Source organism: Longitalea arenae (assembly GCF_016924755.1).
Taxonomy (GTDB): Bacteria; Bacteroidota; Bacteroidia; order Chitinophagales; family Chitinophagaceae; genus Niastella; species Niastella arenae.
In genome coordinates, this window is record NZ_JAFFJX010000015.1 from 23,675 (window position 1) to 43,845 (window position 20,171).

Annotated in this window: 18 protein-coding genes and 1 tRNA gene; 11 read left to right on the plus strand and 8 right to left on the minus strand. The window is 44.9% G+C overall.

Going from position 1 to position 20,171, the window contains the following annotated elements:
- The first annotated feature begins 107 nt into the window (after positions 1 to 107).
- From clpB to JT717_RS22820, 3 genes are all read left to right on the plus strand, one after another.
- Positions 108 to 2,720 carry an ATP-dependent chaperone ClpB gene (clpB, locus tag JT717_RS22810; protein ID WP_205513347.1) on the plus strand — a complete coding sequence of 871 codons (2,613 nt, stop codon included), beginning with the start codon at positions 108 to 110 and terminating at the stop codon, positions 2,718 to 2,720.
- Positions 2,721 to 2,736: 16 nt separating this feature from the next.
- Positions 2,737 to 2,919: a hypothetical protein gene (locus JT717_RS22815; protein ID WP_205513348.1), complete on the plus strand. Its 183-nt coding sequence runs from the start codon at positions 2,737 to 2,739 to the stop codon at positions 2,917 to 2,919.
- Between the two features lie 116 nt (positions 2,920 to 3,035).
- Positions 3,036 to 3,593, plus strand: coding sequence for a DsbA family protein (locus JT717_RS22820; RefSeq protein ID WP_205513349.1), 558 nt, complete (start codon positions 3,036 to 3,038; stop codon positions 3,591 to 3,593).
- 579 nt (positions 3,594 to 4,172) lie between these two features.
- On the opposite strand, the gene JT717_RS22825 is transcribed toward JT717_RS22820, so the two are convergent.
- The 3 genes from JT717_RS22825 to JT717_RS22835 form a co-directional block, all read right to left on the minus strand.
- Positions 4,173 to 4,243 (minus strand) — tRNA-Cys (locus tag JT717_RS22825).
- Positions 4,244 to 4,272: 29 nt separating this feature from the next.
- Positions 4,273 to 5,508 (minus strand): sterol desaturase family protein, encoded by a 1,236-nt coding sequence (locus JT717_RS22830; protein ID WP_205513350.1) that lies wholly within the window; start codon positions 5,506 to 5,508, stop codon positions 4,273 to 4,275.
- A gap of 30 nt (positions 5,509 to 5,538) precedes the next feature.
- Positions 5,539 to 5,862 carry a carboxypeptidase-like regulatory domain-containing protein gene (locus JT717_RS22835; protein WP_205513351.1) on the minus strand — a complete coding sequence of 108 codons (324 nt, stop codon included), beginning with the start codon at positions 5,860 to 5,862 and terminating at the stop codon, positions 5,539 to 5,541.
- A 588-nt stretch (positions 5,863 to 6,450) separates the two neighbouring features.
- Between JT717_RS22835 and queD the strand changes: the two genes are divergently transcribed.
- Entirely contained in the window at positions 6,451 to 6,807 is a 357-nt protein-coding gene (gene queD, locus JT717_RS22840) for a 6-carboxytetrahydropterin synthase QueD (protein WP_205513352.1), read from the plus strand.
- A 171-nt stretch (positions 6,808 to 6,978) separates the two neighbouring features.
- On the opposite strand, the gene JT717_RS22845 is transcribed toward queD, so the two are convergent.
- A complete protein-coding gene (locus JT717_RS22845) occupies positions 6,979 to 7,410 on the minus strand; it encodes a DoxX family protein (protein WP_205513353.1) in 432 nt (143 codons plus the stop codon).
- A 293-nt stretch (positions 7,411 to 7,703) separates the two neighbouring features.
- Here JT717_RS22845 and JT717_RS22850 point away from each other — a divergent pair, with 293 nt between their 5' ends.
- Positions 7,704 to 8,756 carry a hypothetical protein gene (locus tag JT717_RS22850; protein WP_205513354.1) on the plus strand — a complete coding sequence of 351 codons (1,053 nt, stop codon included), beginning with the start codon at positions 7,704 to 7,706 and terminating at the stop codon, positions 8,754 to 8,756.
- Between the two features lie 168 nt (positions 8,757 to 8,924).
- On the opposite strand, the gene pyk is transcribed toward JT717_RS22850, so the two are convergent.
- Both pyk and pfkA read right to left on the minus strand, forming a co-directional pair.
- The gene (gene pyk, locus JT717_RS22855) at positions 8,925 to 10,418 is read right to left on the minus strand and encodes a pyruvate kinase (protein WP_205513355.1); all 1,494 of its coding nucleotides are present in this window, start codon (positions 10,416 to 10,418) and stop codon (positions 8,925 to 8,927) included.
- A 65-nt stretch (positions 10,419 to 10,483) separates the two neighbouring features.
- The gene (gene pfkA / locus JT717_RS22860; RefSeq protein WP_205513356.1) at positions 10,484 to 11,467 is read right to left on the minus strand and encodes a 6-phosphofructokinase; all 984 of its coding nucleotides are present in this window, start codon (positions 11,465 to 11,467) and stop codon (positions 10,484 to 10,486) included.
- Positions 11,468 to 11,907: 440 nt separating this feature from the next.
- Between pfkA and JT717_RS22865 the strand changes: the two genes are divergently transcribed.
- Positions 11,908 to 12,792 (plus strand): SDR family oxidoreductase, encoded by an 885-nt coding sequence (locus JT717_RS22865; protein WP_205513357.1) that lies wholly within the window; start codon positions 11,908 to 11,910, stop codon positions 12,790 to 12,792.
- 93 nt (positions 12,793 to 12,885) lie between these two features.
- Here the strand turns inward: JT717_RS22865 and ctlX are convergent, their stop codons facing one another.
- Positions 12,886 to 13,785, minus strand: a complete 900-nt coding sequence (ctlX, locus tag JT717_RS22870) for a citrulline utilization hydrolase CtlX (RefSeq protein WP_205513358.1) — start codon at positions 13,783 to 13,785, stop codon at positions 12,886 to 12,888.
- Between the two features lie 6 nt (positions 13,786 to 13,791).
- Positions 13,792 to 15,243 carry an arginine deiminase family protein gene (locus JT717_RS22875; protein WP_205513359.1) on the minus strand — a complete coding sequence of 484 codons (1,452 nt, stop codon included), beginning with the start codon at positions 15,241 to 15,243 and terminating at the stop codon, positions 13,792 to 13,794.
- Positions 15,244 to 15,402: 159 nt separating this feature from the next.
- Between JT717_RS22875 and JT717_RS22880 the strand changes: the two genes are divergently transcribed.
- The 5 genes from JT717_RS22880 to JT717_RS22900 all read left to right on the plus strand — a co-directional run bounded on the left by JT717_RS22880 (position 15,403) and on the right by JT717_RS22900 (position 19,928).
- The gene (locus JT717_RS22880) at positions 15,403 to 16,557 is read left to right on the plus strand and encodes an acyl-CoA dehydrogenase (protein WP_205513360.1); all 1,155 of its coding nucleotides are present in this window, start codon (positions 15,403 to 15,405) and stop codon (positions 16,555 to 16,557) included.
- An 83-nt stretch (positions 16,558 to 16,640) separates the two neighbouring features.
- On the plus strand, positions 16,641 to 17,321 hold the full coding sequence (locus JT717_RS22885) for a YggS family pyridoxal phosphate-dependent enzyme (RefSeq protein ID WP_205513361.1): 681 nt from the start codon (positions 16,641 to 16,643) through the stop codon (positions 17,319 to 17,321).
- Between the two features lie 249 nt (positions 17,322 to 17,570).
- A complete protein-coding gene (locus JT717_RS22890) occupies positions 17,571 to 18,590 on the plus strand; it encodes a sensor histidine kinase (protein ID WP_205513362.1) in 1,020 nt (339 codons plus the stop codon).
- Positions 18,587 to 19,306, plus strand: coding sequence for a LytR/AlgR family response regulator transcription factor (locus JT717_RS22895; RefSeq protein WP_205513363.1), 720 nt, complete (start codon positions 18,587 to 18,589; stop codon positions 19,304 to 19,306). Before JT717_RS22890 ends, JT717_RS22895 begins: the two co-directional genes overlap by 4 nt.
- Before the next feature lie 214 nt (positions 19,307 to 19,520).
- Entirely contained in the window at positions 19,521 to 19,928 is a 408-nt protein-coding gene (locus JT717_RS22900) for a hypothetical protein (protein ID WP_205513364.1), read from the plus strand.
- Positions 19,929 to 20,171: the final 243 nt, after the last annotated feature.

Below are 20,171 nucleotides of genomic sequence, written 5' to 3' on the forward strand. Positions count from 1 at the left end.
TTTTTACGTTGAGCATGGGTAAAGGGTTGGAAAAAACAGCAGGATGAATTGGTTGGATTGTATTCAATTATCAAATGATCACATTATCAAATCATCACATTAATCATATGAACTTAGGAAATTTTACCATAAAGGCGGCAGAGGCTTTTCAACAGGCGCAGCAACTGGCCTTTAATTCACAAAGTCCGAATATTGAAACGGAGCATTTGTTGAAGGCATTGCTCGACCAGGAGGATTCTCCGGTTGAGTACCTTTTGAAAAAGAACAATGTGACCGTAAACCTGCTCGAAAACAAGTTGCAGGAGTCTATAGGTAAATTGCCCAAAACAACGGGCGATGCGGCACAGACGGTTAGCCGGGAAACGAACAACGTGGTATTAAGGGCTGGTGCGGCATTGAAGCAGTTCAATGATGAATTTATTACCCCCGAGCATTTGTTGCTGGCTATAGTCCAGGGCAATGATTCCACCGCCCGCTTGTTGAAAGAGGCGGGACTAAGCGAGAAAGGCCTTATAACAGCTATTAAAGAGTTACGCAAGGGCGCCACTGTGAACTCGCAAACGCAGGAAACCCAATTCAATGCCCTGAATAAATATGCGCGGAATCTGAATGATCTGGCGCGCCGTGGCAAATTAGACCCGGTTATAGGCCGCGATGAAGAGATCCGCAGAACATTGCACATCTTATCACGCCGCACCAAGAACAACCCGATCCTGGTAGGTGAACCGGGCGTGGGTAAAACGGCTATTGCCGAAGGAATTGCCCACCGGATCGTCAATGGCGACGTTCCGGAGAACCTGAAAACAAAGGTGATCTATGCGCTGGATATGGGACAACTGATCGCCGGCGCCAAATATAAAGGGGAGTTTGAGGAAAGGCTGAAAGGTGTAGTGAAAGAAGTGACCGAGAGCAACGGCGAGATCGTTCTGTTCATCGATGAGATTCATACCCTGGTAGGCGCCGGTGGCGGTGAAGGCGCTATGGATGCCGCCAATATCCTGAAACCCGCCCTGGCGCGGGGTGAATTGCGGGCCATTGGCGCTACTACCCTGAATGAATACCAGAAGTTTTTTGAAAAGGATAAAGCCCTTGAGCGCAGGTTCCAGAAAGTAATGATAGATGAACCATCGGTTGAGGATGCGATATCAATTCTGCGTGGGTTGAAAGACCGTTATGAAACCCACCATCATGTGCGCATTAAAGATGAAGCGATCATTTCTGCCGTGGAATTGTCGACCCGTTATATTACCGACCGGTTCCTGCCCGATAAGGCGATTGACCTGATCGATGAAGCTGCCGCGAAATTGCGGCTCGAAATGAACTCCATGCCCGAAGAGCTGGATCATTTGATACGGCAAATACGCCAGCTGGAGATTGAACGCGAGGCTATTAAACGGGAGAACGACGAAGAGAAGCTGAAAGCGCTGAATACCGAAATAGCCAACCTGAGTGTGGAACGGGATACTGTAAAAGCCAAATGGCAGGAAGAAAAAGAACTGGTTGATAAAGTGCAGGATGCCAAGGCAAAAGTCGAACAGTTGAAGCAACAGGCCGAGCAGGCGGAAAGGAATGGTGATTATGGTACGGTGGCAGAGATCCGTTACGGTAAAATAAAAGAACAGGAGCAGCTGATCAACGAGTATTCAAACCAATTGAATGCCATCAGCGAGAACAAACGGTTGATGAAAGAAGAAGTGGATGCAGAAGATATTGCCGAAACAATCGCTAAAGCTACCGGCATACCGGTGAGCCGTATGTTGCAGAGTGATAGAGAGAAGCTGTTGTACCTGGAAGAAAAGCTGCACGAGCGTGTGGTAGGACAAGACGAAGCAATTACGGCGGTAGCGGATGCCATTCGCAGAAGCCGCGCGGGATTGCATGATCCCAAAAAGCCGATAGGTTCATTTATTTTCCTGGGAACTACCGGTGTTGGTAAAACTGAGCTGGCAAAAGCACTGGCCGATTACCTGTTCGACGATGAAAGCATGATGACCCGTATAGATATGAGCGAATACCAGGAAAAACATACCGTGAGCCGTTTGGTGGGTGCGCCTCCCGGATATGTAGGATATGAAGAAGGCGGGCAACTTACCGAGGCGGTTCGTCGTAAACCATATAGTGTGGTCTTGCTCGATGAAATTGAAAAAGCGCATCCTGACGTATGGAACGTGCTCTTGCAGGTACTGGACGATGGCCGCCTGACCGATGCCAAGGGCCGGGTGGTGAATTTCAAGAATACCATTATCATCATGACCAGCAATATTGGCAGCCACCTTATACAGGAGGCGTTTGAGGATGTAAAGGAAAATGCGGTAGACGAAGCGACTGAAAGGGCCAGAGTGGAAGTGATGAATTTGCTGCGGCAAACCATAAGACCGGAATTCCTGAACAGGGTAGATGAGATCATCATGTTCCAGCCATTGCTGAAGAAACAGATCATTGGTATTGTGCAGATCCAGTTGAATCACCTGAAAAAGCAGGTGCTTCAAAATGGGATCGATCTCCGGTTCAGCGATTATGCGCTCGAATACCTGGCCGAGCAGGGCTTTGATATACAATTTGGCGCCCGGCCTTTGAAGCGGCTGATCCAGAAGGAGATCGTTAACCCCCTGAGTAAAAAGATCCTGGCCGCCGACATCGATAAGTCGAAACCAGTCATGGTCGACGTATTTGATGGAGTAGTGGTGTTCAGGAATGAGGCGCCGGAAAGAGTGAAATAAGCAAAGTGGTAATAATATGACAGGAGATGTTGGTAGAATTTTTAATGAATCGTTAAAAGAATGGGATTTGCCGCCAGCTGAGAACTATATGATCGAGATGATGTTATTTAATGTGAGTGAGAGAAAACATGTGAACAAAAACCTGTCAGGTCCATTACGAGGTAAAGATTTTGGGGTAGACCTGACAGGTTTTGTATGAACAGGTGAATTTGAGGAATTATTAGTTAGTTGAGACCAGGCCACTCTGCTGTAAGTAGAGTGGCTTTTTTTCGTCGATCCATAAAAGCAAAAAAACAATACAAAGAGGAGCGATATATGCCTGTAAAAAATGATAAAAACAAGGATATCATTTCAACCAAAGGGCTGTGGGCTGGTGAGCCGGATGCGCCGGTAAGTCTCGTTTTATATGGCGATTATGAAAGTGAGGAATGTGCCAAAGTACATAAGGTGATTGTAAAACTGCTCGATTCGCATGGCAAAAAGATCAGATTCAATTACCGGCATTTTCCAATGACCCAGATCCATCAGCATGCGCATAAAGCGGCTGAAGCCGCAGTGGCAGCCGCCCAGGAAGGTAAATTCTGGGAAATGCACAATCTGTTGTATGCGCACCATCGCCGGCTGGGCACCATCAGCTTACGGGAGTATGCCCGGGAAGCGGGAGTGACCAGTAAGAATTTTTTGCCCGACCTGGTAGAAAGTAAATACGGCTGGACCGTGCGGACTGACCTGTTGGAAGGATTGAATAAAGGGGTTCGCAATGTACCTACCTTGTTTATTAATGACCGGGTGTACCATGGCAGGCTTAGCCAGCCCGAATTAGCAAGGGCCATTGAGGAAGAATGCCATACTGTTAAGCGTAAAAGGGCTTAACTATACTTACAGACCATGAATAAAGGCCGGTAAGCGATCGGTGGATAAAGAAAACATTAGTGAGAAACGGATGGTGGTCTGGGTGAAGTGTACGTAAAAAGGTGTTGTGAATACAGCACCTTTTTGCTTTTTATTCCCTTTTTTTACCAAAAAGCAGGCTTTGAAGCGCCCTTTTAAAAAAAAATTAAAATTATTTTTCGCAGACATTGAATTTCCAATGGATAGTAAAAAGCTAAAGAATTCACGTGAATTTCTGCCACACTAAAGCATTTTTGAGTTGAGATCACGAGAATATGGCCTCAATTTGCAGGTGGAGATGAATTCAGCAATCAGAAACAAAACATGATATTTTATTTAATATAATGCCTGCAGGCTCGTTGCGGCGCCAAATTCCGCACTAACACTTGTTTGATTGGCGAGAAAAAAGAAACTTTGGTTAATCATTTAAATTATAACGATTGCCTGTTCATACATGCTCCCGGTTCCGGGAGCTTTTTTTATGCCCGTACAAAAAGAAGGCAGTGTAGAAACACCGCCCTGAATGAATGAATGAATGATTGCTTGCCATATGAAAAACAGCAGTTACGGGTGGATTCGAACCACCGTAAGAGGGTTTGCTAGCCTCCGCCTTCCCCCTCGGCCACGTAACTCATGTAAGAAATAGTGAACTTGAAGCACTTTATTGCTCGCCTTTAACGGATGGAGGGTAGATGCATCTCAAATACCAGATCCTGATATCGTCAAAATAGTAAGTGAATATGATCGCAGCAGCCGGTATCAGCCATACGATATACCATCCGGTTGAATAGGCGATCATTACTCCAATGGTAACAGTTAACAATCGCAGGAATTCGACATGAACCACCCATTGTTTCTGTTCCATTATAGCCCCGCAATTGATCAGCGTGAGCAATAAAGCCAGCGTGATAAGTAACTGTTGATGCAGGGGCAGGTATCGTTCAAAAAGAATGAACACAAACAGCAACACGATACTCAATACGATCTGCCATACCACATACCTGTTAAGCGGTTTATCAACCGGAATATCATTCTTTCGTACCAGCAGTTTTGCTTCCGCCTGGTCGCGAAAGCGGTGATCTATACAATCGGGTTTGCCAAAGAGCAGTTTCACTTTATTTACAATTCCTTTGGTTTTGCGGGCAGCTAACAGCAATTCAGCAATGAAATGGAAATGCTGCCACAGAAAGCTATAACTTTTAAGCGGATGGGTTAGCCCGTATTGAATAGTTATATCATCCTCTTCTTTTTGAAATGTACCGAACAGTTTATCCCAGATAATGAATACATCGCCATAGTTTTTATCGAGGTAATGTTCATTGCTGGCATGGTGTACCCGATGGTGTGAAGGAGTTACCAGGATATATTCCAGTATGCCCAGTTTTCCGATCAATTGTGTATGAATAAAGAAAGGGTACAACCCATGTACCAGCAGAATGCTGGTGATCATGGATGCCGGAAAACCCAGTATAGGCAATACTGCCCAGAAGCCGGTGCGTACAAAAGCCTGGAACACGGTTATCCGGGCTGAAACGGTGTAATTGAAATCTTCACTCTGGTGATGCACAACATGTACGGCCCAAAACAAATTGATCTCATGCGCCAGCCGGTGATACCAGTACCAGAGAAAATCGGTACATAACAACAGTACGATCCATAACAGGATGCCCGGTTGAATGGTGAACAGCCCGAATTTTTTCTGCAAATAATCATATATAAAAAAGAACAAACCGGTAACCCATACATCCAGCAGCCGTTCTGCAATTCCTACGCTGATATTCGCAATGGAATGGTGCAGATTAAAAACGGGCTTCTTTTTTTGCCGTGCTATAAAAAACTCAAGGGCCATGAAAACAACAAAAAAGGGCACTGCCAGTGCCAGCAGGTTCAATTTCATAACCGGTAAAAATTGGTGCGGATATTTGCTTTATTGTTTCGGATCCAGTTTTATTAGTTGATACTGCGATGCATCTGTTATCCGGATCTTCTTTTTATTATATACAGGATGCTCTATTGATAAAGTGACCGGTAATTCCTGCCAGGTTGAAACCGTAAAAGCGCCTTTGTTATTTGAAAGGGCTTCTTCTTCCCCCGAAGTCACATAGATATACGCGTTCTCAATGTATTTCCCTGTAGCACTATTCTTAACAGCACCTTCTATTCTATATGGTTTGGCCGGAAAAACAGCTGATGTAAGCAAAATAAGAGCCGGTAACGCAATCAACCAGCTATTGCGATATATGCGATTCATGCGTCGATATTTAATGATGAAAAATATATACCCCTAAGGTTATAGGATCAACATCGTGCTTTTGAATAATAAAGTCGCATGGTGGTCTATTTCATCACAATGATACATCAATTTACTAAGTCTACAAAAAAGGTGGACTAAAAATATTTATTAAAAAGAAGCGGCCGGCAGTAGAGGGTAGACTGTTAATTTATCAGAAGGTTTGATCAGCAGGTTGTTTATGGATGGTAATCGGATAATTTTTTCAAAAAAAGCAGTGTGCGTTACAGACAGTATTTAGTTGGATATGTGAATACATTTATAGGTACAATTTTCGAGTACAGATGCATAAGAATTTTAAACGCTGCTGAATTGTTTTTGATTCAAAGCAAACCAATCGAAAATGAAATCAATGGAAACCTTTTTATGTATGTAAGGATTGGTGCCCTGGGCCCAATATATTTATATACATGTGCCAGGGATCAATCAGCGATACTTCAACTGCTGGCAGCATCGGTTGCCAGGTATTTTATCGTCCAGGGTGAATGGTGAATAGGATTAATGATCAAATTATCACATTAGTACAATATTCTTACCTTTGCGGCTCCTATGCTGCTTTATAAAGAATTTACATTTGATTCAGCTCATTTTTTGCCCAATGTGCCCGAGGGACATAAGTGCAAGAACATTCATGGCCATACTTATCGTTTGCGTGTGTGGCTGAAAGGCAAACCAGACCCCAGGCTGGGTTGGATCATTGATTTTGCTGAACTGAAAAAGATCATCAAACCGGTGGTGACACAGCTCGATCACAAGCTTATGAACGATATTCCCGGTTTGGAAAACCCTACCTGCGAGCTGATTGCCGTATGGATCTGGGATCAACTGAAACCAGCATTGCCGGCCATGCATCGCATTGAACTGCATGAAACGCCCACTTCAGGCGTTATCTATGAGGGAGAATAGTTAAGTAGAGCTTCTGTGCTAAGATTAGGGTGATTTCTTTCTGATTTCGGGATTGCGAGATGTTGTGATTCACTGGAGTGAACTTTCCGGCAAATCTCAATAAGCGCATGATTGGGAAACCTAAGATTTTCAGATCTCGAAATCCCGAAATCCCGCAATCTCAAAATCGAATTAAGCTTCGTGTTTGCTGAAGAAGTTGTCGAGCGAAATTGGCCCGCCTCCTTCCACCAGGAATAATATAAGTAACAACAATACGATGAAGGCAAAGGGCAATTCAAAATTGCCAAAGGCATCCCGTTGGGTGTTAATGAAAATAATGGCGCCCATTAATATTGGTATATTCAGTAAAGCAGCCCACCGCGTCAGCAATCCGATGATTATCAAAAAGCCACCCAGCAGGTGCGACCAGGTGATAAAAATAACCAGCCAGTCAGACCGGTTGGCAACAAGACTCCCCTTTACCAGTTCTTCCAAGGTACTCGTATTTACAAGAAAGAAAATGCCTTTAACAAAGAGACAGATGCCCAAAGCTACCCGCAGCACTACCAGCCAACGGGGATGATGTGTAAGGCTCCACTGATGAATTTGTTGAAGCGTACCCATGGCAGGACATTTTAAAGTTTGTAAAATGCTAATGGGTAAACCCGCTAACATAGTAACCGGATCAACCCGCTAACTGTTAACGTACTATAAAGTTACACTTGAAATTTTTATATCAGGCCATGCCAGCCTAAAATTTCAAAATGTAAAGAGACTGCTAAATCAATCAGCTGCTAAAATATATTCACATATAAGGCGTTGTTAACAAATTACCCGATCTTTACCCCCTTTCTGTAGAGTAACTTATGAATTACCAAAATAAGGCCTGGTGGCCTTCTGTTAAAAAATCAATTACCATGAAGAAATCTGCCCGTATTTGGTCAGGCGCACTATTCGTACTCTCCGTTTCCGCGTTATCTTTCAGTATGTGTAAACCAGGCGATGCCAAGGGACAGCCAGGCCTGGCAGGGGACAGTGGCAAATTGGCTGTAAAAAGTGATACAGACGTTGTAAAACCTTCCATACCACCACTGGATACGGCATTATATGAGGCAAAACTGCTAAAGAACGCCAATGGCGACTCAAGCGGCAAATGGCCGGTAAAAGGTGTTTATCCAAAACCAGGTGCTATTTTCCCCTTTAAACGTGTTATAGCCTATTATGGTAATTTCTATTCCAAAAAAATGGGTGTATTGGGAGAATATGCTGAGGATGTGGTTATCGATAAATTAAATGGCGAAGTAAAAAAATGGCAGGCAGCTGATACTTCGGTCGAAGTGATCCCAGCGATACATTATATAGCCGTAACGGCCCAGGGCAGCCCCGGTGAAACCGGTAAATACCGGCTACGCATGCCTGCTTCTCATATTGAAAGGGCGATCAATATGGCGAAGAAAATGAACGCACTGGTCTTCCTCGATATTCAAATAGCTTTAAGCACGCTGCAGGAAGAAGTGCCACAGCTCGAGAAATACCTGAAAATGCCGAATGTGCACCTGGGTATTGATCCTGAATTCTCGATGAAAACGGGTAAAAAGCCTGGTTCCGTGATCGGCACTATGGATGCCGCCGACATCAATTACACCACCGACTACCTGGCCAAACTGGTGAAAGCCCATAACCTGCCACCCAAGATCCTGGTAGTGCACCGCTTTACCCAGGGTATGGTAACTAATTACAAACAGATCAAATTACAGCCTGAAGTTCAGATCGTTATGGATATGGATGGTTGGGGACACCAGGCTCGCAAATTCAACACCTATAAACAATTCGTTTATAAAGAACCCGTACAGTTCACTGGTTTTAAGATATTCTACAAGAACGACCTGCGCGAGGCCAACAGCCATGTGTTGCAACCCGCAGAAGTCTTGAAACTGAAACCACAGCCTATCTACATTCAATACCAATAGCAGTATCACCATATTTGCTGAATGGCATCTCTAAATGAGGTGCCATTCTGATTTTTGGCCGTTAGCACCGGTGAGCCATATTTTTTTAAGTGTGGCAGAAGTCTTTAAAACGGCAAGTGGCGGGTAGGACAGTCCCACTCGCCACTTGCTGTTTACAACACTTTTGTATTAATCTACTTTCGTGATCTTGAGTACGTTGGTCGGTATATGCAGGTGTACCGGTGTACTACCAGTGTTCACCACCACATCGCCGGTTTTCAGGAAGCCTCTTTCTTTCAGGATCCTGATCTGGTCGAACATGATATCATCAAGGCTTTCCTCTTCGTCATAGAAGAAGGCCCGAACCCCCCAGCTTAAGCTCAGCTGGTTTACCAGTGTTCTTTCCTTGGTAAAGATGTACAGGGGCGAATAGGGGCGATAGCTGCTGAGCACAAAAGCGGTATAACCACTTTGCGTCATACCTATCAGTGCATCCGCCTTGGTATCCTTAGCCAGTTTACAACCATTATAACAGATAGCGTCGCTTAAGAAAGAAGGTGAGTGCGGCAGCGGTTTCAGGTCCTCTTCGCGGTTATAGCGGTATTCTGTGCGTTCTACTTCGAGGATGATCTTGCGCATGGTCTCTACTACCAGGGCCGGGTGTTTACCGGTGGCGGTTTCACCACTCAGCATCACCGCATCGGCGCCTTCGAGCACGGCATTGGCCACGTCGGTGATCTCACTGCGGTTGGGTTTTACGCGGTCGATCATACTTTCCATCATTTGGGTTGCGACGATAACCGGTTTGGCGCGGTGGATACATTTGCGAATGATGTCGCGTTGCGCCAACGGTACTTTTTCAACCGGTAGCTCAACACCCAGGTCGCCACGGGCCACCATTACACCATCTGATTCCAGAATAATATTGCGCAGGTCGGCCAGGGCCGAAGGCATTTCAATTTTGGCAATAACTTTTGATTTGCTGTTGCGGTCGAGCAGTCTTTTCTTCAGGTCGATGATATCATCCACTTTCCGCACAAACGACAGGGCCACCCAATCTACTTTCTGGTCGATTATAAAGTCGAGGTCAACCAGGTCTTTTTCGGTTAATGCCGGAAGAGAGATCTTGGTATCTGGCAGGTTAACGCCTTTTTTAGGCAGTAACATTCCGCCATATGTTACCTGTACTTTTACATCACCGGCTTTTGTAACGTCAACTACTACCACTTCCAGTTTGCCATCGTCGATGAGGATCTTGTTGCCTGGTTGCACATCTTCGTGCAGGTTAGGGTAGGAGACATAGATCTTTTCCTTGGTGCCAACTACTTTTTCCTTGGAAGTGAATGTGAGGATATCGCCGGGTTCAATCAGCAGGGCGCCGTTCTCGATTTCACCAACCCGTAATTTCGGGCCCTGCAGGTCGGCCAGTATGGAAATATTATAAGGCTCTTTAGAGTTGATAGCACGGATATGTTCAATGATCTGTGCTTTGTTTTCATGCGTACCGTGCGAAAAATTCAGGCGGAAAATATTAACCCCTGCTTTTACCAGCTCCAGCAATTTTTCATAGGTGTCACAGGCAGGCCCTACGGTAGCTACAATTTTGGTTCTATGCGTACTATGTTGAATGCCTGCTTCCTTATCCATTTCATTATGCAGGTACTTGGTAATATCTCGTGCCATTGTATTTGTTTCTTGTTTCTAAAATTCAGGTTTAATCGATGCAGGTATATGGTATATAACAATGATCAGCTGGCCAGGATCTTTACGATCTTGATCCATTCTTCACTGATCTTTTGTTTAGATTTTACCGCTCTTTCCAGCAAGGTGTAGTGCATCCGGTTATTCAGGATGCCCACCATTACATTGTGCCGGCCTTCCAGCAATGATTCAACAGCAGCATAACCCATGCGGCTGGCAATGAGGCGGTCGAGACAGGTTGGCGAACCACCCCGTTGAATATGACCCAGGATACAAACCCTGGTATCGGTGAACGGCAGGCGTTCTTTTACCACTTTGGCTACTTCATTAGCGCCCCCGAATTCATCACCTTCGGCCACTACCACCATATTCACCAGCTTTTTACGGCGTTCTTTTTCCTGAAGCGAAGCTACCAGCTCTTCAATATCCGTTTTACGTTCAGGTATTAAAATATGTTCGGCACCGGTGGCAATACCACTGTGCAGGGCAATATAGCCGGCATCGCGGCCCATTACTTCAATAATGAACAAACGGTCGTGTGCATCGGCCGTATCGCGGATCTTATCAATTGCTTCCACCGCAGTATTTACGGCTGTATCGAAACCGATGGTAAAATCGGTTCCGGCAATATCTTTATCGATGGTACCGGGTAAACCAATACAGGGAATGTCGAATTCACGGCTGAAAATGTCGGCGCCTCTGAAAGAGCCGTCGCCGCCAATGATCACCAGGCCGTCGATGCCCAGTTTTTTAAGATTTTGATAAGCTTTCTGACGTCCTTCGGGTTGAAAGAATTCCTTGCAGCGGGCTGTTTTCAAGATCGTTCCACCCCGTTGAATAATATTGGCTACGCTGCGCGAGTGCATGGGTACAATATCATTTTCAATAATACCGCTATAACCGCGCATGATACCAAACACATCCAATCCATAATAATTTCCGGTTCTCACAACTGCCCGTATGGCGGCGTTCATACCCGGAGAATCACCTCCCGAGGTAAGGACACCGATTTTAGTCACCTTTTTTGCCATGAATAAAATCTGTTTTATTTATAAATCTTCGAATCTGCAAAGGAAATCGATAAAGGCTGTTTACCAGTTTTTTGAAAGGCGGCCCAAAAATAAGGTTTTGTTTTGATACACGTATTAAGTACACGCTGACTCAAAAAAACACTAAAATTGTTTTATAAATTGATGTTTTTTTTGCGAAACACTATTTTTTTTATCCATTATTGTGGTTTTATTAAGGAAACGGGTTTAGGGTATGCGGTTGAAGCTGAACGCCTTTTCGAGGTTCAAGATAGTAAATGTGTGAGAAAGAAATGCTTAATAAATTAAGCAACCGTATGCCTGCGGTTACAGCGCCTGTTGAATGAAAGCAAACGAAATATTGTAAAGGAATATGAAACGCCCAGAGCCTGCATTTGATTATCATCCGGCGGGTATCTGGTTAAACGCAATAATAATTTTTAATGAAAGTATTGATCACCGGAGCTAATGGATTATTAGGTCAGCATTTGACCAAATTATTACTTGATAAGCACTATCAGGTAGTGGCAACAAGCCGGGGCGAATCGCGATTGCCATTTGAACCATCAGCCAACTATACCTATCATCCAATGGATATTGCCGATGGAATGGAAACTGCTGCAATCATGAACCTCGAACGACCCGATGTAGTAGTGCATGCCGCAGCTATGACCCAGGTAGATGAATGTGAGCTGCGCCCGCAACAATGCGAACGGGTGAATGTGCAGGGTACTTCGCAGGTGCTTACAGATGCTGAAACTTTTAGCAGTCACTTCATTTATATTTCAACCGATTTTGTTTTTGATGGCGAGCGGGGAAATTATGCCGAAGAGGATGATACAAAACCGATCAGTTTATACGGCTTTACCAAACTGCAGGCTGAAAGTATGGTTGAAACCAGCGAGATCCCCTTCGCTATCGTGCGTACATGCCTCGTATATGGTAACCTGTTGAAAGGCACCCGCAGCAATATTGTAAGCTGGGTGAAACAAAGTCTTGAACAGAACAAAACCATTCAGGTAGTCAGCGATCAGCTGCGCACGCCCACCTATGTGGGAGACCTGGCAAAAGGCATTGCCCTGATCATTGAAAAAAAGGCGACCGGCATTTATCACATTTCGGGGAAGGACTGGTTAACGCCCTATGATATCGCTATTAAAACGGCCCACAAATTCAAGCTCGATGCCAGCAAGATCGTGAAGGTGGATGCTTCTACCTTCAAACAACCTGGCCGCCGGCCATTGAAAACAGGGTTTGTTATAGAAAAAGCAAGAAAAGAATTAGGCTATGAACCTATGTCGTTTGATGAAGCGCTGAATTTAATTTGACAATTTGATAATTTGATAATTCGATAATGTGATAATGCCTTTTTCGATAACCCTGGTTTAATCAGCAAATCAGCACATCAGCAAATCAGCACATCAGAACACTTCTGCCATCATACACCTTGCACTGCCGCCGCCATTGGTTTCAATGGTGGTCAACGGCGCATGCAGTATGCGGTTATAAGTTTCCAGCTTTTTGATCTGCTCGGCACGTAACGACTGGTATGCCTGGGTAGACATTACCAGCAGTTTTTCTCCGGCCCTGTTCTGCACCTGCAACATATTACCGGCAAAATGATTCATTTGTTCAAAGCTGATGGAGATCAGTTCTTTGCCCGTTTTACCGACATATTCCTGCACCATTTGAAACTCTGCATGGTTCGGCAGCGATTCCAGACAAATGACCACATACCGGTCAGCCACGCACATCATCACGTTGGTATGGTAAATGGCTTTACCGGCCCCATCCACCGCGGTGAACAAAACCGGGCGGTAACCCATCTTTTTACAGAAATCATCCAGTACGGTTTGGTTCGTGCGGGGCGAGAGGCAGGCATAGGCTATTTTATGATCGCGGTCGAGCACCATACTGCCAGTACCCTCCAGGAAAAGCTGTTCCTGCTCATAGCCCGACAGATCAATTGTATTGGTGATCGCAAAGATTTCCTGCAGTTGTTTGATCACGGGCGGCTTACGTTCCTGTCGCCGGTTCTCGGCAAACATGGGATATAAACAAATGGTGCCTTGTTCATGAAAGGAGATCCAGTTATTGGGAAAAACAGAATCCGGTGTATGCGGTTCGGGTGTATCGTCGATAACGGTGACAATTACGCCATTTTCACGCAACAGGGTCACAAAATTATCAAACTCTGCCTGGGCCTTTTCCTGAGCGGCTGCATCGGCGCCTGCCACCTGGAAAGCATTGTTCACCGCTGTTTGGGCATTGAAGCCGAAATTCACCGGCCTTATCATCAGAATGTGTGAAGTCGTTTGCATAACGCATTAATTTATATCTTCCCGAAGTAAAGGCATGCTCATACAATGAAAACCACCGCGCGCCCGGGATAATTCGGCCGATGGAATCAATATCAGGGTGTTTTCCAGGTCGTCGGGCATCACTTCTTCCTTTTCAAACTGGTCGAGCAGCTCTTTTACATGTACGATCGTAAAACCTGCTTCCCGGAAAGCTTCTATGGTTTTATCGTTGCGATCGTAACCAAGTACCACGCCTTCCTTTAATGCCAGCAGGTTACAACTATCCGTCCATTGTTCACGGCTGTCGAAGGGGAACTGGTTGTTGCCGGAATAAATGAATTTTACTTTTGACTTGCATTCCAGGTCGTTCTCACTGATATCGATCAGCAGATCTTCGAGGTTATCGAAATACACCGGGTTTTCCGGGGCTTTCTTCCTGAACTGTATGATCCTGATCTTCTCTTCTCTTTTACTGCCTTCCAGGATGCGTTCTACCGCATCCGCCCCCTCGTGTTTAATTACTTTCTTGCTGAAGGACCCCAGCATTACCCACACGTTGCGTTTTACCTGGGTAAAGATGGTATCGATGTGCATATAATCGCGCCGGCGGGGTATTTTGATCACCGAGATCTTCTTCACGATGTTCTTTTCAAACAACATGTTTATCAGCAGGTGAACGGCTTCCATGGTGGTGCGTTCGCTTATACCAACCAGCAGGTGCTCTTTGTGTACGACCATTACATCTCCGCCTTCAAGCGTTACTTTTTTTTCTTCACCGTCACCGGGCAACAGGAAATGGTGCACAATATCAGGTATCTCCAGGATATTGTCGCGATAGGCTGCAAAAAGCGGATGATTGAAGAAAATGTACTTGGCCAGCAGGGCTTCCCGGAAGCGGGCCGTTTTAGCCGGTTTGTTCAATAATACATATTCATTGATAACAATGCCAATGTCCCGGGTAAAAATAAAGTTGGGGATCGGCGGAAAGATCAGGTGATCGTCATCGATGCTGCCACTGATAATGGCCTTTGACAATAAAGGGGGCGATAGTTTCAACAACTGATTCTCGGTGGCATAAGAACAGCCTTCCACCGCACAAACCGCCGAAACGATCTTCAGCTTTATCTCCTGGTCCTGCAGAATGTCGGCCAGCAACCACTCCAGTTCAACCACCTTATCTGACCCATAAAATGCTGAATTGCCTGGTTTGTAAAAGTCCCGGCTGCTTTCGGCGGCGTCTATTTCCCGCAGGCGGCCCCTGATCTTTTGCGGATCCAGGAAATACAATAATATTTTGGTGTAATAATCATACTCTTTTTTACGCATGGTTTCCAGGTGCACAATGTCTTCAAACAACCAGTCCTGGGCTTTCGAAGGCACCACCTTGCCTACACCACTATCCGGACTATGTACTAATAATCGTCGCAGACGGCCGATCTCTGAACTAACCTGAACTATTTTCTTTTCTTTATGCGACATAGATCTATTAATTTTTTGCTGGTCTTTAATTAGTTATGCAGGGAAAAACAAGGGCATCAAATATACCGAATCCGGCTTAACAGATGAAAATTAATACGAACAAATGTTAGTTTTGTGATCAATTCCGTTATTTTTGCGGCCAAGTATTAAATTCGTGATATGCAATTTCAACTTACTGAAGAACATTTAATGATCCAACAGGCTGCCCGCGATTTCGCCCAGAACGAGTGCCTGCCGGGGGTCATCGAACGTGATGAGCACCAGAAATTTCCCCGGGAACAGGTATTGAAACTGGCCGAACTGGGCTTTATGGGCATGATGGTGAGCCCCGATTATGGTGGATCGGGTATGGACACCATCAGTTATGTACTGGCCATGGAAGAGATCAGTAAGATTGATGCCAGCGTTAGCGTGTGTATGAGTGTAAACAATAGCCTGGTTTGCTGGGGGCTTGAAAAATTCGGATCGGAAGAACAAAAGCAAAAATACTTAACGCCGCTCGCACAGGGCCGGAAGAACGGAGAGCTGTTTATCGGGGCTTTCCTCTTAAGTGAACCGGAAGCCGGCAGCGACGCCACCTCGCAACGCACTTATGCCGAAGATAAAGGCGATCATTATGTATTGAACGGTACCAAGAATTGGATCACCAATGGGTCTTCTGCTTCCGTTTACCTGGTGATGGCGCAGACAGATATTTCCAAAGGAAGTAAAGGCATCAATGCATTTATTGTAGAAAAAAGCTGGCCGGGAGTAGCAGTGGGCGCCAAGGAAAATAAGCTGGGCATTCGCGGCAGCGATACCCATTCCATCAGTTTTACGGATGTAAAAGTACCGAAAGAGAACAGGATTGGCGGCGATGGCTTCGGTTTTACGTTTGCCATGAAGACCCTGGCAGGGGGCCGTATTGGAATTGCGGCACAGGCATTGGGCATTGCCGGCGGAGCCTATGAGCTGTCTTTAAAATATTCGAAGGAAAGAAAGGCATTTGGTAAGGAGATCATGCATCACCAGGCCATTCAGTTTAAGCTGGCCGATATGGCTACCCGCATCGAATGCGCCCGTTTATTGTGTTTAAAAGCCGCCTGGGAAAAAGACCAGCACCTCGATTATACATTAAGTTCATCCATGGCCAAAGTATTTGCCAGTGAAACAGCCATGTGGGTAACGGTGGAAGCCGTACAGGTACATGGCGGCTATGGCTATGTAAAAGAATACCACGTAGAACGCCTGATGCGGGATGCCAAGATCACCCAGATCTACGAAGGCACCAGCGAAGTGCAACGTATTGTAATCAGCCGCTCCATATTAAAGTAAGGGCATTATTATTTACCGTCAATCAATGTACCTTTGCCGCTCATAAGGCAAAGGTTTTTATCATTGAATAAATTGAACTCTTGATGGCGGTCAATAGAGAAGCTTACTTGGAAATTAAGGAACAGTTGCAGGCAAAAAAAGTAACCCTGGTTGCTGTATCCAAAACCAAACCGGTTGCAGATATCCAGGAATTATATGACCAGGGGCATCGTGATTTCGGCGAGAACTATGTACAGGAACTGGCCGAAAAACAGCTGGTGCTGCCCAATGATATCCGCTGGCATTTCATAGGACACCTGCAATCGAACAAGGTCAAATACATTGCTCCTTTCGTTCACATGGTACATGGCGTAGACAGCTATAAATTATTGCTGGAAATAGATAAGCAGGCGCGTAAATCCGACCGGGTGATCAACTGCCTGTTACAGGTACACGTAGCCCAGGAAGAAACCAAGTTCGGTTTTAATGAAATAGAACTGGTGCAGGTCATCGATGCAGTGCATAAGTATAAACATGTAGGTGAGCTTCGGCATGTGCAGGTAAGGGGCCTGATGGGCATGGCTTCGCTTACCGATGACATGGAGCAGGTACGCAGAGAATTCACTTATCTTAAAATGCTGTTCGACCATTTTGCTACTTTACCGGGTAACGCCGCTTTTGATACTCTATCGATGGGTATGAGCAGTGATTACCAGCTGGCTATTGAAGAAGGAAGCAATATGGTTCGCATTGGCAGCCTGTTATTTGGCGCCCGCCAAAAATAGCTTATCGGATATTCCGGCATATTCATCGGGGTTTTATATTCAAACATCGAATTGATTATGAAGCAGGCACTGCACTGTATATCTTTGACTTACATAATTAAATAGTGTTTTTCATAGGTTATTGATTAATGGTAAAGGGCTGTTTCTACAGCTCTTTTTTCTTTTCCCCCAAACCGCATTTCATCAAGCAAACAGTGCAGTACCTGTAAGAGTTTATCCCACGCCGATTTTGTATATTTATTTAGCGGTATGAATACGGCTGGTTTAATACAACGTTATTACCTGCATCATTTGCTTGGCTGGGGACTGCTGTTCTTCGGATGGCATTTTTTCCGGTACCAGGATTATCCCCCCGGTAAAGGATGGTATATTACCTTTATAAAAGTGGCCGACCTGGCCCTGATGGTGTACCTCACCAATTACCTGCTTATTCCCCGTTTGCTGTATAAGAAAAGATACTTTCTGTTTGTCCTGCTATTTACTGCGCTGGTTTTTACGTTCAGCATTGGCAAGATGTATATAGAAGCAGCCCTGCTGCAAAGCTCTTTTGACATCTGGGACCGGTTTAAAGTTCGGGTGTACGACAATGTGATCCCGCATTTTTTGCTGGTAAGCACCGGCGCAGCCATTAAACTGTTAACCGATCATGCGCATGCCCAGCGGCGGCTGGGTGAGATGGCTAAAGAAAAAGCCGAAACGGAATTGAATTTCTTGAGATCACAGATGAATCCGCACTTTTTATTCAATTCACTGAACACTATCTATTTTTTGATCGATAAACAGAATACAGAAGCCCGTACCACTTTATTGCAAATGGCCGGCCTGCTGCGTTACCAGTTGTATGATTGTAACCGCCATACCATAGAAATAGAAAAAGAAGTTCATTACCTGCAGGATTATATCCGCCTGCAGGAACTTCGAAAGGATAATCAATATGAAGTAGGCATCAGGGTAGGGGAGCAGGTAAAAGGCTTTCGTATCACGCCCCTGTTGCTGATTCCATTTGTTGAAAATGCGTTCAAGCATATTTCACACGACAGCCAGGAAAAGAATTTTATCAGGGTTGATCTGGAACGGCAAAACGGAACCTTTACTTTTATCGTTGAGAACTCGAAAGACGATCAGCAGCGCAGCACAGAACCAACAGGCGGCATCGGCTTAACGAATGTAAAGCGAAGGCTGGAATTATTGTATCCGGGTAAACATGGCTTACAGATATTGAACAGTGCCCATAGATTTAAAATTGAACTGAACCTGCTGTTAACATGATCCTCCGCTGCGTTATAATCGATGATGAACCTATCGCCCGGAAAGGGTTGAAGGAGTATATGCAGGATGCATCGTTCCTGCAGCTGGCGGGGGAATTTGATAATCCGTTAAAGGCAGCCGAGCTGTTGACGAAAGAAAAGATCGACCTCTTGTTCCTCGACATACAAATGCCCAGGATGACGGGGCTGGAATTTCTAAAGACCCTGGTTTACCCACCCATGGTGATATTCACTACGGCTTATCCGCAATATGCCGTGGAAGGTTTTGAGTGGAATGCCATCGATTACCTGTTGAAACCATTTTCGTTTGACCGTTTCTGGAAGGCGGTATCGAAAGCGCGTAATATGCATGAAGCCATAACCCAACCTGGGGGCAGAACTCACGAAGATCCGGGTTACTTTTTTATAAAAGCGGATAATAAGCTGGTGAAGATCCAGTACGATGATATTTTATTTATAGAAGCATTGGAGAATTATGTAGCAGTGCATACAACAACGAAAAAGTATATCACTTATCTCACTTTTCACAGCATTGAAAGCCATTTACCTGCCAGCCGTTTCATTCGTACGCATAAATCATATATTGTGGCAGCCGCAAAGGTCGAAAGCATTGAAGGGAATGAAATAAGTATTGGAGCACACCATATTCCCATCAGCCGCACCGAACGGGAAGCTGTACTGCAACAATTGATACAGAACCGGTTACTGCGGCGATGATATTACCAAAATATTATTTTAGTCACAATCCATACGTTTGGGTTACCTTTTTCCGTTTTTTGTATAAATTTGCAACAGAATTAATCGTTCTTTTAACTCCTTCCACTCAACGCTGCTTGCCTTCTCTGGTTAATCAGCCGCTTGCCAAGCTTGCCTAGTTTATAAACGATTTGCTTTCATATTAATAATTTTTGTATCTAAAAACAAAACGAATATGAAATCAATCATGCTTAATGCTATTTCTTCAGGAAAGAAATCAGCTTTATTACTGGTGGCGGTTTTAATAACCCTCACATCTGCGTCAGCGAAAGTTGCTGATTCTACGATCGATGATGAAAATGCTACTGTATCGTGCCTTAAAATGGAAGAAGGCCAGATCTACTTTAATGTTAAGTTCGAGAACGCTGACGGTGGCCGTTTCGATGTACTGGTAAATGACGTTAATGGCGACAACCTGTACCGGGCTACTTTCAACGGCAAGAATTTCAGTAAAGTATTCAGAGCGCCGGTTGAAAATGGTAAACTGGTGATCATCATCCGTGACAGCAACAACAAAAGCCACAAATTTGAGCTGGCCACTGAATCGAAAATGGTTCAACAGATCTATGTAAAAAGAATGTAGTAACTGACGCTTTTGCGCAGTATGGCTATAATCGAGGATCTTACACTGAACACGAATTTGTTTTGTCATAGCTGCCCTTAAGTTTCATTCCGGTTTAATCGGAATGAAACTCGCCGGAGGGGGGGGCGATTTGTCCCTAATAAGCCAAAGCGTTTCGCACGCTGCAGTGGCTGACCGGCGAAAAAAAATCCAATCCCTGCGAGAAGGATCGTTTGCACTCCCACTAAGCCGCCAGAATTACGT

What these genes read in the sequence shown, in the direction of transcription:
- clpB (WP_205513347.1), top strand. Translation starts at nt 108, where the DNA reads ATGAACTTAGGAAATTTTACCATAAAGGCGGCAGAGGCTTTTCAACAG.
- JT717_RS22815 (WP_205513348.1), top strand. Translation starts at nt 2,737, where the DNA reads ATGACAGGAGATGTTGGTAGAATTTTTAATGAATCGTTAAAAGAATGG.
- JT717_RS22820 (WP_205513349.1), top strand. Translation starts at nt 3,036, where the DNA reads ATGCCTGTAAAAAATGATAAAAACAAGGATATCATTTCAACCAAAGGG.
- JT717_RS22830 (WP_205513350.1), bottom strand. Translation starts at nt 5,508, where the DNA reads ATGAAATTGAACCTGCTGGCACTGGCAGTGCCCTTTTTTGTTGTTTTC.
- JT717_RS22835 (WP_205513351.1), bottom strand. Translation starts at nt 5,862, where the DNA reads ATGAATCGCATATATCGCAATAGCTGGTTGATTGCGTTACCGGCTCTT.
- queD (WP_205513352.1), top strand. Translation starts at nt 6,451, where the DNA reads ATGCTGCTTTATAAAGAATTTACATTTGATTCAGCTCATTTTTTGCCC.
- JT717_RS22845 (WP_205513353.1), bottom strand. Translation starts at nt 7,410, where the DNA reads ATGGGTACGCTTCAACAAATTCATCAGTGGAGCCTTACACATCATCCC.
- JT717_RS22850 (WP_205513354.1), top strand. Translation starts at nt 7,704, where the DNA reads ATGAAGAAATCTGCCCGTATTTGGTCAGGCGCACTATTCGTACTCTCC.
- pyk (WP_205513355.1), bottom strand. Translation starts at nt 10,418, where the DNA reads ATGGCACGAGATATTACCAAGTACCTGCATAATGAAATGGATAAGGAA.
- pfkA (WP_205513356.1), bottom strand. Translation starts at nt 11,467, where the DNA reads ATGGCAAAAAAGGTGACTAAAATCGGTGTCCTTACCTCGGGAGGTGAT.
- JT717_RS22865 (WP_205513357.1), top strand. Translation starts at nt 11,908, where the DNA reads ATGAAAGTATTGATCACCGGAGCTAATGGATTATTAGGTCAGCATTTG.
- ctlX (WP_205513358.1), bottom strand. Translation starts at nt 13,785, where the DNA reads ATGCAAACGACTTCACACATTCTGATGATAAGGCCGGTGAATTTCGGC.
- JT717_RS22875 (WP_205513359.1), bottom strand. Translation starts at nt 15,243, where the DNA reads ATGTCGCATAAAGAAAAGAAAATAGTTCAGGTTAGTTCAGAGATCGGC.
- JT717_RS22880 (WP_205513360.1), top strand. Translation starts at nt 15,403, where the DNA reads ATGCAATTTCAACTTACTGAAGAACATTTAATGATCCAACAGGCTGCC.
- JT717_RS22885 (WP_205513361.1), top strand. Translation starts at nt 16,641, where the DNA reads ATGGCGGTCAATAGAGAAGCTTACTTGGAAATTAAGGAACAGTTGCAG.
- JT717_RS22890 (WP_205513362.1), top strand. Translation starts at nt 17,571, where the DNA reads ATGAATACGGCTGGTTTAATACAACGTTATTACCTGCATCATTTGCTT.
- JT717_RS22895 (WP_205513363.1), top strand. Translation starts at nt 18,587, where the DNA reads ATGATCCTCCGCTGCGTTATAATCGATGATGAACCTATCGCCCGGAAA.
- JT717_RS22900 (WP_205513364.1), top strand. Translation starts at nt 19,521, where the DNA reads ATGAAATCAATCATGCTTAATGCTATTTCTTCAGGAAAGAAATCAGCT.